Raw genomic sequence first — 13675 nt, 5'->3', positions numbered from 1 at the left:
TTCTTCCGTCTGGGAGGGTCGACCGAAACAGCTAGTTTGAGTTTATTTGCTAGTGATTTGACTCGATGTCTATGACTGATTGAGGTTTCGGCCTCCAATCGTGAGTCTTCAACGGAGAGTTTGATCCTGGCTCAGGACGAACGCTGGCGGCGTGCTTAACACATGCAAGTCGAGCGGTAAGGCCCTTCGGGGTACACGAGCGGCGAACGGGTGAGTAACACGTGGGTGATCTGCCCTGCACTCTGGGATAAGCTTGGGAAACTGGGTCTAATACCGGATAGGAGCTCCTGCCGCATGGTGGGGGTTGGAAAGGTTTACTGGTGCAGGATGGGCCCGCGGCCTATCAGCTTGTTGGTGGGGTAATGGCCTACCAAGGCGACGACGGGTAGCCGGCCTGAGAGGGCGACCGGCCACACTGGGACTGAGACACGGCCCAGACTCCTACGGGAGGCAGCAGTGGGGAATATTGCACAATGGGCGAAAGCCTGATGCAGCGACGCCGCGTGAGGGATGACGGCCTTCGGGTTGTAAACCTCTTTCAGCAGGGACGAAGCGAGAGTGACGGTACCTGCAGAAGAAGCACCGGCCAACTACGTGCCAGCAGCCGCGGTAATACGTAGGGTGCGAGCGTTGTCCGGAATTACTGGGCGTAAAGAGCTCGTAGGCGGTTTGTCGCGTCGTCCGTGAAAACTTGGGGCTCAACCCCAAGCTTGCGGGCGATACGGGCAGACTTGAGTACTGCAGGGGAGACTGGAATTCCTGGTGTAGCGGTGAAATGCGCAGATATCAGGAGGAACACCGGTGGCGAAGGCGGGTCTCTGGGCAGTAACTGACGCTGAGGAGCGAAAGCGTGGGTAGCGAACAGGATTAGATACCCTGGTAGTCCACGCCGTAAACGGTGGGCGCTAGGTGTGGGTTTCCTTCCACGGGATCCGTGCCGTAGCTAACGCATTAAGCGCCCCGCCTGGGGAGTACGGCCGCAAGGCTAAAACTCAAAGGAATTGACGGGGGCCCGCACAAGCGGCGGAGCATGTGGATTAATTCGATGCAACGCGAAGAACCTTACCTGGGTTTGACATACACCGGAAAGCCGTAGAGATACGGCCCCCCTTGTGGTCGGTGTACAGGTGGTGCATGGCTGTCGTCAGCTCGTGTCGTGAGATGTTGGGTTAAGTCCCGCAACGAGCGCAACCCTTGTCCTGTGTTGCCAGCACGTAATGGTGGGGACTCGCAGGAGACTGCCGGGGTCAACTCGGAGGAAGGTGGGGACGACGTCAAGTCATCATGCCCCTTATGTCCAGGGCTTCACACATGCTACAATGGCCGGTACAGAGGGCTGCGATACCGTGAGGTGGAGCGAATCCCTTAAAGCCGGTCTCAGTTCGGATCGGGGTCTGCAACTCGACCCCGTGAAGTCGGAGTCGCTAGTAATCGCAGATCAGCAACGCTGCGGTGAATACGTTCCCGGGCCTTGTACACACCGCCCGTCACGTCATGAAAGTCGGTAACACCCGAAGCCGGTGGCCTAACCCTTGGGAGGGAGCCGTCGAAGGTGGGATCGGCGATTGGGACGAAGTCGTAACAAGGTAGCCGTACCGGAAGGTGCGGCTGGATCACCTCCTTTCTAAGGAGCATCTCCCCACACCGCCTCGAACAGTCGGGGTCGGGGTGAGGGCAGAGCCATTTCGGATTCACATGTAATCCGGTGGTGCTCATGGGTGGAACACTGACAATCTCGTTCACAGTTCAGCGGGTCACATGGCCGGCTGGTGGACGATATATCGGCGCACTGTTGGGTCCTGAGAGAACACGCAAGTGGTTGTCTCGAAGGAAGAAACGATCATTGAGGGATCGCAGGTCATACCGCAGCAGGGACGTGAGTTCTTGGTGGTCCGGTGTCTGCAGGGTGGTCTTCTCGGTGGTGTGTTGTTTGAGAACTGCACAGTGGACGCGAGCATCTTTGTTGTAAGTAATGAAGAGCGTACGGTGGATGCCTTGGCACCAGGAGCCGATGAAGGACGTAGGAGGCTGCGATAAGCCTCGGGGAGCTGTCAACCGAGCTGTGATCCGAGGGTGTCCGAATGGGGAAACCCAGCCACAGTGATGTGTGGTTACCCGCGCCTGAATATATAGGGCGTGTGGAGGGAACGTGGGGAAGTGAAACATCTCAGTACCCACAGGAAGAGAAAACAACATGTGATTCCGTGAGTAGTGGCGAGCGAAAGCGGATGAGGCTAAACCATGGGTGTGTGATAGCCGGCAGGCGTTGCATTCGTGGGGTTGTGGGATTCATCTTGTCGATTCTGCCGGATCGGCCGACAGTAAGAAATCATCGTGTTAGTCGAAGTGGTCTGGAACGGCCTGTCGTAGAGGGTGAGAGTCCCGTAGACGAAAACGTGGTGACTGTCGTGATGGACTCCCGAGTAGCAGCGGGCCCGTGAAATCTGCTGTGAATCTGTCGGGACCACCCGATAAGCCTGAATACTACCTGGTGACCGATAGCGGACTAGTACCGTGAGGGAAAGGTGAAAAGTACCCCGGGAGGGGAGTGAAATAGTACCTGAAACCGTGCGCTTACAATCCGTCAGAGCCTGCGCCACTTCGGTGGGTGGGTGATGGCGTGCCTTTTGAAGAATGAGCCTGCGAGTTAGCGGCATGTCGCGAGGTTAACCCGTGTGGGGGAGCCGTAGCGAAAGCGAGTCCGAATAGGGCGGTCGAGTGGCATGTTCTAGACCCGAAGCGGAGTGATCTACCCATGGCCAGGGTGAAGCGACGGTAAGACGTCGTGGAGGCCCGAACCCACTTAGGTTGAAAACTGAGGGGATGAGTTGTGGGTAGGGGTGAAAGGCCAATCAAACTCCGTGATAGCTGGTTCTCCCCGAAATGCATTTAGGTGCAGCGTCGCGTGTTTCACTCTGGAGGTAGAGCTACTGGATGGCCGATGGGCCCCACAAGGTTACTGACGTCAGCCAAACTCCGAATGCCAGAGTGTGAGAGCGCGGCAGTGAGACTGCGGGGGATAAGCTTCGTAGTCGAGAGGGAAACAGCCCAGATCGCCGGCTAAGGCCCCTAAGCGTGTACTAAGTGGAAAAGGATGTGGGGTCGCGAAGACAACCAGGAGGTTGGCTTAGAAGCAGCCACCCTTGAAAGAGTGCGTAATAGCTCACTGGTCAAGTGATCCTGCGCCGACAATGTAGCGGGGCTCAAGTACACCGCCGAAGCCGCGGCATTCACACAACACCCATGCGGTTCTACGGAGCTGTGTGCAGTGGTGTGGATGGGTAGGGGAGCGTCGTGCAGCCAGGGAAGCGCCGGAGTGATCCAGGTGTGGAGGCTGCACGAGTGAGAATGCAGGCATGAGTAGCGAAAGACGAGTGAGAAACTCGTCCGCCGAATGACCAAGGGTTCCTGGGCCAGGTTAATCCGCCCAGGGTGAGTCGGGACCTAAGGCGAGGCCGACAGGCGTAGTCGATGGACAACGGGTTGATATTCCCGTACCCGTGTGGACGCGCCCCTGGTGAATCAGTGATGCTAAGCGCCCTGAAAGCGGGTTTCCTCCTTCGGGAGTTTTCCTGCCGGATGCGCGTGAACCGATCTGGTAGTAGCCAAGCGATGGGGTGACGCAGGAAGGTAGCTGAGCCAGTCAGTGGTAATACTGGTGTAAGCGTGTAGGGCGAGTGGTAGGCAAATCCGCCACTCATACGCCTGAGACGTGATGCGTAGCCGATTGAGGCGAATTCAGTGATCCTATGCTGCCGAGAAAAGCCTCTAGCGAGCTTTCACACGGCCCGTACCCCAAACCGACACAGGTGGTCAGGTAGAGAATACTAAGGCGATCGAGATAACTGTGGTTAAGGAACTCGGCAAAATGCCCCCGTAACTTCGGGAGAAGGGGGGCCTTGTCTGGTGACCGGATTTACTCCGTGAGCTGGGTGGGGCCGCAGAGACCAGAGAGAAGCGACTGTTTACTAAAAACACAGGTCCGTGCGAAGTCGTAAGACGATGTATACGGACTGACGCCTGCCCGGTGCTGGAAGGTTAAGAGGACCGGTTAGCCATTTCGGTGGCGAAGCTGAGAATTTAAGCCCCAGTAAACGGCGGTGGTAACTATAACCATCCTAAGGTAGCGAAATTCCTTGTCGGGTAAGTTCCGACCTGCACGAATGGCGTAACGACTTCTCTGCTGTCTCAACCACAGACTCGGCGAAATTGCATTACGAGTAAAGATGCTCGTTACGCGCGGCAGGACGAAAAGACCCCGGGACCTTCACTATAGCTTGGTATTGGTGTTCGGTTCGGTTTGTGTAGGATAGGTGGGAGACTGTGAAGCATGCACGCCAGTGTGTGTGGAGTCGTTGTTGAAATACCACTCTGATCGTATTGGACATCTAACCTCGGACCATGATCTGGTTCAGGGACAGTGCCTGGTGGGTAGTTTAACTGGGGCGGTTGCCTCCCAAAATGTAACGGAGGCGCCCAAAGGTTCCCTCAGCCTGGTTGGCAATCAGGTGTCGAGTGCAAGTGCACAAGGGAGCTTGACTGTGAGACTGACAGGTCGAGCAGGGACGAAAGTCGGGACTAGTGATCCGGCACCGGCAAGTGGAAGCGGTGTCGCTCAACGGATAAAAGGTACCCCGGGGATAACAGGCTGATCTTCCCCAAGAGTCCATATCGACGGGATGGTTTGGCACCTCGATGTCGGCTCGTCGCATCCTGGGGCTGGAGTAGGTCCCAAGGGTTGGGCTGTTCGCCCATTAAAGCGGCACGCGAGCTGGGTTTAGAACGTCGTGAGACAGTTCGGTCTCTATCCGCCGCGCGCGTTAGAAACTTGAGGAAGGCTGTCCCTAGTACGAGAGGACCGGGACGGACGAACCTCTGGTGTGCCAGTTGTTCCGCCAGGAGCACTGCTGGTTAGCTACGTTCGGAAGGGATAACCGCTGAAAGCATCTAAGCGGGAAGCCTGTTCCAAGATGAGGTTTCTCACCCCCTCGAGGGGGTAAGGCCCCCGGCAGACCACCGGGTTGATAGGCCAGAACTGGAAGTCCGGTAACGGATGGAGGTGACTGGTACTAATAGGCCGAGGACTTACCACAAAGAAGCTACGCGTCCACTGTGCGGTATCTGAAACAACACACAGATACCCATCCGATCCCCACCACACCCCGAGGGTGTGGTCCGGGCGGGGTCGGAGGGGGTGTGACAGTTTCATAGAGTTACGGCGGTCATAGCGGAGGGGAAACGCCCGGTCCCATTCCGAACCCGGAAGCTAAGCCCTCCAGCGCCGATGGTACTGCACTCGACAGGGTGTGGGAGAGTAGGACACCGCCGAACATCCGTTACCGAAAGGGGACCCGATATATTGGGTCCCCTTTCGTGTTTTGTACTGAAAGGAATGGGCTGTGTCGGACAGCAGTGGTGATCGTCGGGGCTTCCGCGGAGACGGCAGCCACCGATCCGAAGGACCTCGGAACGGTCGGCCCGCCGAACGGCGCGGTCCTCGCGACGACCGACGTGAGGGATCCGCGGGACAGAACCGTGCCGGCGGACAGAACCGCAGCACAGGACAGTGGCGCGACCGCGACGACCGCCGCAGTGACGATCGCCGCAGCGACCGTCGTGGCGACAGCGAACGCGGCGGTTACGAGCGCCGGGACGACCGACGGAGCGATGACGACCGTCGTGGCGAACGCGGTGGCTACGAGCGCCGAGATGATCGACGGAGCGACGATCGCGGTGAGCACCGTGGCGGCGACCGGCGTCAGTTCCAGGGACGTGGCGGTGACGACCGCCGGCGAACCGGAGACGGCCCGCGTCGCCGCGGCGGCGAAGGCGGTTTCGGCCCGGCCCGTGGACGCGACAATCGCGAACACCAGGGGCCGCAGCGTCGTGACGCGCGCCCCGACGAGCCGGAGATCCCCGAGGACGTCGAACCCGGCGATCTCGACGGTGCGGTGCGTCGGGATCTGCTGAGCCTCGACAAGAACAACGCCAACACCGTCGCCCGCCACCTCGTGATGGCGAGCCGGCTCATCGAGGACGACCCCACCCTCGCACTGGCGCATGCGCGGGCGGCGCGGCAGCGTGCCGGACGGATCGCCGTCGTCCGGGAGACTGCGGGCATCACCGCCTACCACGCCGGCGAATGGGCCGAAGCGCTCTCCGAACTGCGGGCCGCGCGACGCATGTCCGGAGGCCCCGGTTTCCTCGCCGTCATGGCCGACTGTGAACGCGGACTCGGACGTCCGGAACGCGCTATCGAACTCGGCCGTAGCGACGAAGCTCGGGCTCTGACCGGGGACGACGCCACCGAGCTGCGGATGGTCGTCGCCGGTGCCCGCATGGACATGGGGCAGTTCGATCAGGCCGTCGTCACGCTGCAGACGCCCGACCTGGACCCGAAGCGGACCGGTTCCACGGCGGCCCGCCTGTTCTACGCGTACGCCGATGCTCTCGTCGCCGCCGGCCGTGTCGGCGACGGTCTCGAATGGTTCCTCAAGTCGGCGGCCGCCGACCTCGACGGTGACACGGACGCGGAGGAGCGTGTGGCCGAGCTGACCGGGGACGTCGAATGACGTCCACCGGTAGTGCCGGGGCCACCGCGTTGCGGGACGAGTACGACGTCCTGCTGCTCGATCTCGACGGCACCGTCTATCAGGGCCCGCACGCCATCCCCGGCGCTCGGGAAGCACTCGAAGCGGGCACGGGACGCCAGTTCTACGTCACCAACAATGCGAGTCGTACACCGTCCGAGGTGGCGCAGCATCTGCGGGACCTCGGATTCGCTGCCGCGGACGACGACGTCGTCACGAGCTCCCAGTCCGCGGCACGGCTCCTCGCGGAGCGGCTCGAGCCGGGCGCTGCGGTGCTGGTGGTCGGAACCGAGGCCCTCGCCGGTGAGATCGAGCAGGCCGGACTGACACCGGTCCGGCGTTTCGAGGACGCGCCGGTGGCCGTCGTGCAGGGGCACAACCCGGATACCGGGTGGCGGATCCTCGCGGAGGCCACGCTCGCGATCCGCTCCGGGGCGGTGTGGGTGGCGTCGAACGTCGACACGACTCTGCCGACGGAACGCGGCCTCGTCCTCGGCAACGGCTCGATGGTCGCGGCGCTGCGCACCGCGACCGGGCAGGCCCCGCTGGTCGCCGGCAAACCCGCGGCGCCGCTCATGGAGGATGCGCTGCGGCGGTCCCGGGCCGACCGGCCCCTCGTCGTCGGTGACCGCCTCGACACCGATATCGCCGGCGCGAATGCCGTCGGGGTGGACTCGCTGCTGGTACTGACCGGTGTCAGCACTCCTGCCGACCTGTTGCGGGCCGACGCGTCGCACCGCCCCACCTACGTGGCGCACTCCCTCGACGCTCTCAATGCTCCGTCCGCCGGGGCGCGAATCGCTCCGCGGGCCGGTTGGCGGGTCGAGTTCGAGTCCGGGGACCTCGTCGTACATGCCGACGGTGCAGTCTCGACGGACCGGGCCGGTGCGTTCCTGTCGGTGCTCGCCGCCGCCTGGCGTCATCCCGAGTTCGTCCGGGTCCGCGCCGCCGACGACACCGCGCGGACCGCGACAGCGGTGCTGTCGGGCGACATCTGACGGTACCGCCGTCGGGTCGATGCACTAGGTTGACACCGATGACCACGCCAGCACCACGTCCAGGCCCGCGCCGTCCGGAACCGGGCGGCGGGATCACGCCGGGCGACGTCCACGAGCGTGTCGGTGCCCTCCTGGAACGGCTCACCGACGTGTCGTCGGAGCCGATCGGATCGGACGAACTGGCGCGGCAGGCACAGATTCTCGAACGGGCTCACGAGGTTCTCGTCGAGTCCCTGGCAGCAGTGGACAAGGTGTGAGGTGGCACGTCGAGCAAGAGTCGATGCGGAACTCGTGCGGCGGGGGCTCGCCCGCTCCCGTGAGCACGCGCAGGAACTGATCGGCGCCGGCCGTGTCCTGATCGCGGGCGCGGTCGCGACCAAACCGGCGACGGCCGTCGAAATCGGTACGCCGCTCCTCGTCACCGACGTCGACGAGGAGGTTTCGTGGGCGTCGCGCGGCGCCCACAAACTGATCGGCGCCCTCGACGCGTTCACCCCGGGCGGGCTCACCGTGGCGGGTCGGCGCTGCCTCGACGCCGGCGCCTCCACGGGCGGCTTCACCGATGTCCTGCTGCACAACGGCGCCCGCGAAGTGGTGGCCGTCGACGTCGGCTACGGCCAGCTGGTGTGGCGTCTGCAGTCCGACGACCGTGTCCACGTCGTGGACCGGACCAACGTGCGTTCGATCGACGCCGAGAAGATCGGCGGGCCGGTCGATCTGGTGGTCGCGGACCTGTCGTTCATCTCCCTGAAGCTGGTGCTCCCGGCGCTGGTGGCATGTGTGAACGACGGCGCCGACCTGGTGCCGATGGTCAAGCCGCAGTTCGAGGTCGGCAAGGACCGCGTCGGATCCGGTGGCGTCGTACGGGATCCGGAGCTGCGGGCCGCCGCGGTCCGCGAGGTCGCCGACGCGGCCGCCGAACTCGGCCTGCAGACCCGGGGTGTCGTGGCGAGCCCGTTGCCGGGACCGTCGGGGAACGTCGAATACTTCCTGTGGCTGCGCAAACACGTCGTAGATCCGAACACTGCCGACCCGGACGGCTCCGACGGATCGGGTCTCTCGGTCGACGACCTGATCCGCCGCGCGATCGAGGACGGCCCGCAGTGACCGGCCCGTCGGCGTTCCGGGACACCGGACGCCAGGTGCTGCTCGTCGCGCACTCCGGTCGTGCCGAGATCACCGAGACGGCGCGCCGTGTCGCCGAGATCTGCGCCCGCGCCGGAATCGCCCTGCGACTGCTCGAGAACGAGGTCGACGTCGACCGGGTCAAGGCGATCATCGACGGCCCCGGACGACCCGTGATCACCGTCGTCCCGGAGGGGCCCGGTGCGGCCGCGGACTGCGAGATGGTGATCGTCCTCGGTGGTGACGGCAGCTTCCTGCGCGGCGCCGAACTCGCCCGCTCCGCCGACGTCCCGGTCCTCGGTATCAACCTGGGTCGCATAGGGTTCCTCGCCGAGACCGAGGCCGAGCATCTCGAGACGGCGATGGAGCAGGTGGTCTGCCGCGAATACCGTATCGAGCAGCGCATGACCCTCGACGTCGTGATCCGCGTCGAGGACCGCATCGTGCAGCGCGGCTGGGCGCTCAACGAGGCCAGCATCGAGAACCGGTCCCGGCTCGGCGTGCTCGAAGTGGTACTCGAGGTCGACGGGCGTCCGGTGTCCGCCTTCGGATGCGACGGTGTACTGATCGCGACCCCCACCGGCTCGACCGCGTACGCGTTCTCCGCGGGTGGGCCGATCGTGTGGCCGGAACTCGAAGCACTGCTGGTGATCCCGAGCAACGCGCACGCGCTGTTCGCGCGACCGCTCGTCACCAGCCCCGAATCGATCGTGGCCGTCGAAACCGTCTCCGACAGTCACGACGGGCTGGTGTTCTGCGACGGCCGTCGCACACTCGAACTGCCGGCCGGTGGACGCGTCGAAGTGGTTCGCGGCACGGACCCGATCCGTTGGGTGCGTCTCGACTCGGCACCGTTCGCGGACCGTATGGTGACGAAGTTCGATCTTCCGGTGACGGGATGGCGAGGGAGGAAACGGTAGGGTGCTGGCTGAGATTCGGATAGACAACCTCGGGGCCATTTCGGCGGCCTGTGCGCAGTTCCATTCCGGTCTCACCGTGCTCACGGGCGAAACCGGGGCCGGCAAGACGATGGTCGTCACCAGCTTGCACCTGCTCAGCGGTGCCCGCGCCGACGCCGGCCGGGTCCGGGTCGGAGCCACCCGTGCGGTCGTCGAGGGCCGATTCGTCGTCGACGAGTCCGCGCCGCGGATCGACGACGAGGTGACCCGACTGCTCGAGTCGTGCGGAGCCGAACGCGACGAGGACGGCAGCATCATCGCGGTCCGCACCGTCGGCGGCGACGGCCGCTCCCGCGCCCACCTCGGCGGCCGCAGCGTGCCCGCGGGAGTGCTGTCGGAATTCGCCGCCCCACTGCTCACCGTCCACGGCCAGAACGACCAGTTGCGCCTGCTGCGTCCCGACCAGCAGCGCGCGGCCCTGGACCGGTTCGCCGACAAGACGGTCGCGCCACTGCTCGCGCGGTACCGCGCCCATCGCAGCGAGTGGACGGCCGCGCGCAACGAACTCCTCGAACGCACCAGCCGGACACGGGAACTCGCGCAGGAAGCGGACCAGCTGACGTTCGCACTCGAGGAGATCGACCGGATCGCCCCGACCCCCGGGGAGGACGTCGCGATCGTCGACGAGGTGCGCCGGCTGGGCGACCTCGACTCGCTGCGCAGCGCCGCGCAGGGGGCGCAGGCCGCGCTGTCCGGTGTCGACGACGAATCCGGTGACGTGTCGGGTGCGCTGGATCGGCTCGGCGACGCCCGCGCCCGGATCGAGACGTCCGACGACCCCGCACTGGCGGGGCTCGGCCCGCGCCTCGGGGAGGCGATCGCCGTGGTCGTCGACGTCGCCGGGGAACTCTCCGGATATCTGTCCGGGCTGCCGAGCGACCCCGGTGCGCTCGACACGCTCCTGACCCGTCAGGCCGAACTCAAGACACTCACCCGCAAGTACGCCGCCGACATCGACGGTGTCCTCGCGTGGGCCGAGACCGCCCGCGACCGTCTCGCCCGGATCGACACGTCGTCGGAGGCGCTGTCGGCGCTGTCGGAGCAGGTGGCGGCGGCGGCCGCCGCGACCGCGGCGGCCGCGGCCAAACTGTCCGCCGCCCGGGCCAAGGCGGCGAAGAAGCTCGCGAAGGCGGTCGGCGACGAATTGTCCGGCCTCGCGATGGGACGGGCCGCGCTCGAGGTGTTGGTCCGGCCCCGCGAGGTGGGACCGAACGACAGTGCGCCGCTGACCGTGGACGGCCGCGACGTGCATGCGGGCGCGTCCGGCGTCGACGAGGTGGAGTTCCGGCTCGCCGCGCACAGCGGTGCACCGTCGCTGCCGATCGGCAAGAGCGCGTCGGGCGGTGAACTGTCCCGGGTCATGCTCGCACTCGAAGTGGTGCTCGCCGGCTCGGACCGCGGCGCGACGATGGTGTTCGACGAGGTCGACGCGGGTGTCGGTGGACGTGCCGCCGTCGAGATCGGGCGCCGCCTGGCCCGCCTGGCCCGCACCCACCAGGTCATCGTCGTCACCCATCTGCCGCAGGTGGCGGCCTTCGCCGACACCCATCTGGTGGTCGACAAGACCGACGACGTCCGCAGCGGCGTCGACAGTGGGGTGCGGACCCTGTCCGAGGAGGATCGGGTCGTCGAACTCGCCCGCATGCTCGCCGGACTGGACGACACCGAGACCGGGCGCGCGCACGCGGAGGAACTGCTGGCCATCGCGGGGCAGGAACGCAGCGCGGCACACGCATGACCCGGCGAAACAGACCTTTCCGTAGGTGTGTGATGTGTGATAACCGATACGGCGCGCCTCCCGGACCATCGCCGCGCCACGCGGGATCATCGACGCCATGAAGATGCCAGGGCTGCTCTCCCGTAAGACCGACACCCTTCCCGGTATCAGTGGCATCGCGCGCGTCGACCGGGACACCGGAAAACTGCTGCGCAGGGTCGGCGACGGCGACATCGTCGTCCTCGACGAGATCGACCTGGACCGCGTCACCGCGGACGCGCTCGTCACCGCCGGGGTCCTCGCGGTCGTCAACGCGTCGCCGTCCATCACCGGCCGGTACCCGAATCTCGGCCCCGAGGTGCTCGTCGCGAACGACATCGTCCTGATCGACGCCGCCGGCCCCGACATCTTCAAGGCGATCAAGGACGGCTCCAAGATCCGGTTGCACGAGGGGAGGGTGTACGCGGGGGAGCGGCAGCTGGCCCAGGGCACCGAGCAGACCGAGGCCGAGATCTCCGACCGGATGATCGAGGCGAAGACCGGTCTCGTCGACCACCTCGAGGCGTTCTCCGGCAACACGATCGAGTTCATCCGCTCGGAGAGCCCCCTGCTGATCGACGGCGTCGGGGTACCGAACGTCGACGTCGACTTCGACGACCGGCACGTCGTGGTCGTCGCGGACGGCCCCGATCACGAAGCCGACCTCAAGGCGCTCAAACCGTTCATCAAGGAGTACTCGCCGATCCTGGTCGGTGTGGGTGCCGGTGCCGACACCCTGACCAAGGCGGGCTACCGGCCGGACCTGATCGTCGGCGATCCGGACCTGATCACGTCCGAGACCCTCAAGTGCGGCGCCGAGGTGGTGCTGCCGGCCGACCCGGACGGACATGCCCGCGGACTGGCCCGCATCCAGGACCTCGGGATCGGGGCCATGACGTTCCCGGCGTCGGCGTCCCCGTCGGATCTGGCGCTGCTGCTCGTCGACCATCACGGGGCGTCGCTCATCGTGACCGTCGGCGCGGCCGTCTCCCTCGACGAATTCTTCGACCGCGGCCGCCGCGACACGAACCCGGCGGCGTTCATGACCCGGTTGAAGGTGGGGCCGAAACTCGTCGACGCCAAGGCCGTGGCGACGCTGTACCGCAGCCGTGTCTCCGGTGCCGCGATCGCCCTGCTGGTGCTCGCCGCACTGACCGCGGTGATCGTGGCACTCGTCGTGTCCAACATCGGCGGCGACGCCCTGGACTGGGCGATCGACACCTGGAACAGCTTCGCACTGTGGGTACAGGGGCTCTTCACGTGATTTCTCTGCGTCAACACGCCATCTCCATCGCGGCGATCTTCCTGGCCCTCGCGATCGGCGTGGTTCTCGGCTCCGGGCTGCTGTCGAACGGGATGCTCTCCGGGTTGCGCGACGACAAGGCGCAGTTGCAGTCCGAGATCGAGGACCTGAACGACACGAACAACCGGCTCACCGAGCAGCTGATCGCCGCGGACGGCTTCGACGCCACCGTCGGGGACCGGATCGTGCGCGACACGCTCGCGCAGCGCCCGGTGGTGGTGTTCACCACCCCCGACACCGATCCCGGGGCTCTCGACGCCCTGCAGCGGACCATCGGGCAGGCCGGGGGATCGGTGTCGGGACGGGTGTCGCTGACCGAGTCGTTCGTCGACGCCGTGAACGGCGACCAGTTGCGCACCCTGGTGACCAACGTGGTGCCGGCCGGCACCCAGCTGCGGACCGGTGCGGTGGACCAGGGCAGCCTGGCCGGGGACCTGCTCGGATCGGTGCTGCTGCTGAACCCGCAGACCGCGCAGCCGCAGACCACCCCGCAGGAGCGGGTGCTGGCGCTGGACACGCTGCGTGGCGGCGGCTTCGTCGAGTTCGACGGCGACGTGCAGCCCGGGCAGCTCGCGGTGGTCCTCACCGGCAGCGGTGACCCCGACAACACCAGCGGTAACCGCGGTGCGGTGATCGCCCGGTTCGCGGGCGCCCTCGACGGGCGCGGCGCCGGCACGGTGCTGGCGGGACCGACGACGGCGGCCGAGGGCAACGGCCCGATCGCGGTCGTGCGGGCGGACGCGGCCCTGGCCGCCGTGCTCTCCACCGTCGACGACGTCGACCGGGTCTCGGGTCGGATCACCACCGTCCTGGCGTTGCAGGAGCAGCTGGCGGGCGGCACCGGCCGGTACGGGACCGGCCCGGGAGCGGCCGCGGTGACCGTCGGTGCGGCGCAGCCGTGACGCAGGTGTTACCGTGAAATCCCGTGGGTCGGCAGGCCCCAG

The 13675-nt window shown here is 65.5% G+C and carries 8 protein-coding genes and 3 rRNA genes; all 11 read left to right on the top strand.

All coding sequences use genetic code 11. The features are described from left to right. Positions 1 to 108: 108 nt before the first annotated feature. The 11 genes from Q5696_RS11600 (at position 109) to Q5696_RS11550 (ending at position 13633) form a co-directional block, all read left to right on the top strand. Positions 109 to 1624 (top strand): 16S ribosomal RNA (locus Q5696_RS11600). A 339-nt stretch (positions 1625 to 1963) separates the two neighbouring features. Beyond that, positions 1964 to 5093 (top strand): 23S ribosomal RNA (locus Q5696_RS11595). 121 nt (positions 5094 to 5214) lie between these two features. Further along, a 5S ribosomal RNA gene (gene rrf, locus Q5696_RS11590) occupies positions 5215 to 5331 on the top strand. The 16S, 23S and 5S rRNA genes sit together here, the layout of an rRNA operon. Positions 5332 to 5399: 68 nt before the next feature. Beyond that, positions 5400 to 6572 carry a hypothetical protein gene (locus Q5696_RS11585; protein WP_305091512.1) on the top strand — a complete coding sequence of 391 codons (1173 nt, stop codon included), beginning with the start codon at positions 5400 to 5402 and terminating at the stop codon, positions 6570 to 6572. Beyond that, positions 6569 to 7588 (top strand): HAD-IIA family hydrolase, encoded by a 1020-nt coding sequence (locus tag Q5696_RS11580; RefSeq protein WP_305091511.1) that lies wholly within the window; start codon positions 6569 to 6571, stop codon positions 7586 to 7588. Before Q5696_RS11585 ends, Q5696_RS11580 begins: the two co-directional genes overlap by 4 nt. Positions 7589 to 7626: 38 nt before the next feature. Further along, positions 7627 to 7845, top strand: a complete 219-nt coding sequence (locus tag Q5696_RS11575; protein WP_305091510.1) for a hypothetical protein — start codon at positions 7627 to 7629, stop codon at positions 7843 to 7845. 1 nt (position 7846) lies between these two features. After that, on the top strand, positions 7847 to 8695 hold the full coding sequence (locus Q5696_RS11570; RefSeq protein ID WP_305091509.1) for a TlyA family RNA methyltransferase: 849 nt from the start codon (positions 7847 to 7849) through the stop codon (positions 8693 to 8695). Continuing rightward, positions 8692 to 9633 (top strand): NAD kinase, encoded by a 942-nt coding sequence (locus Q5696_RS11565; RefSeq protein WP_305091508.1) that lies wholly within the window; start codon positions 8692 to 8694, stop codon positions 9631 to 9633. Before Q5696_RS11570 ends, Q5696_RS11565 begins: the two co-directional genes overlap by 4 nt. Position 9634: 1 nt before the next feature. Continuing rightward, positions 9635 to 11410 (top strand): DNA repair protein RecN, encoded by a 1776-nt coding sequence (recN, locus tag Q5696_RS11560; protein WP_305091507.1) that lies wholly within the window; start codon positions 9635 to 9637, stop codon positions 11408 to 11410. Between the two features lie 97 nt (positions 11411 to 11507). After that, positions 11508 to 12692, top strand: coding sequence for a putative cytokinetic ring protein SteA (gene steA / locus Q5696_RS11555; protein ID WP_305091506.1), 1185 nt, complete (start codon positions 11508 to 11510; stop codon positions 12690 to 12692). Continuing rightward, complete coding sequence (locus Q5696_RS11550) at positions 12689 to 13633, top strand: copper transporter (protein WP_305091505.1); 945 nt, start codon at positions 12689 to 12691, stop codon at positions 13631 to 13633. The genes steA and Q5696_RS11550 overlap by 4 nt, the downstream gene beginning before the upstream one ends. Positions 13634 to 13675 lie beyond the last annotated feature (42 nt).

It is taken from the genome of Prescottella sp. R16, assembly GCF_030656875.1.
Classification (GTDB): Bacteria; Actinomycetota; Actinomycetes; order Mycobacteriales; family Mycobacteriaceae; genus Prescottella.
This window is presented reverse-complemented; position numbering and strand designations above follow the sequence as displayed.

Bases quoted from the DNA above. Each gene is read 5' to 3' on its own strand.
- Q5696_RS11575 (WP_305091510.1), top strand. From the start codon at position 7,627: ATGACCACGCCAGCACCACGTCCAGGCCCGCGCCGTCCGGAACCGGGC.
- Q5696_RS11580 (WP_305091511.1), top strand. From the start codon at position 6,569: ATGACGTCCACCGGTAGTGCCGGGGCCACCGCGTTGCGGGACGAGTAC.
- steA (WP_305091506.1), top strand. From the start codon at position 11,508: ATGAAGATGCCAGGGCTGCTCTCCCGTAAGACCGACACCCTTCCCGGT.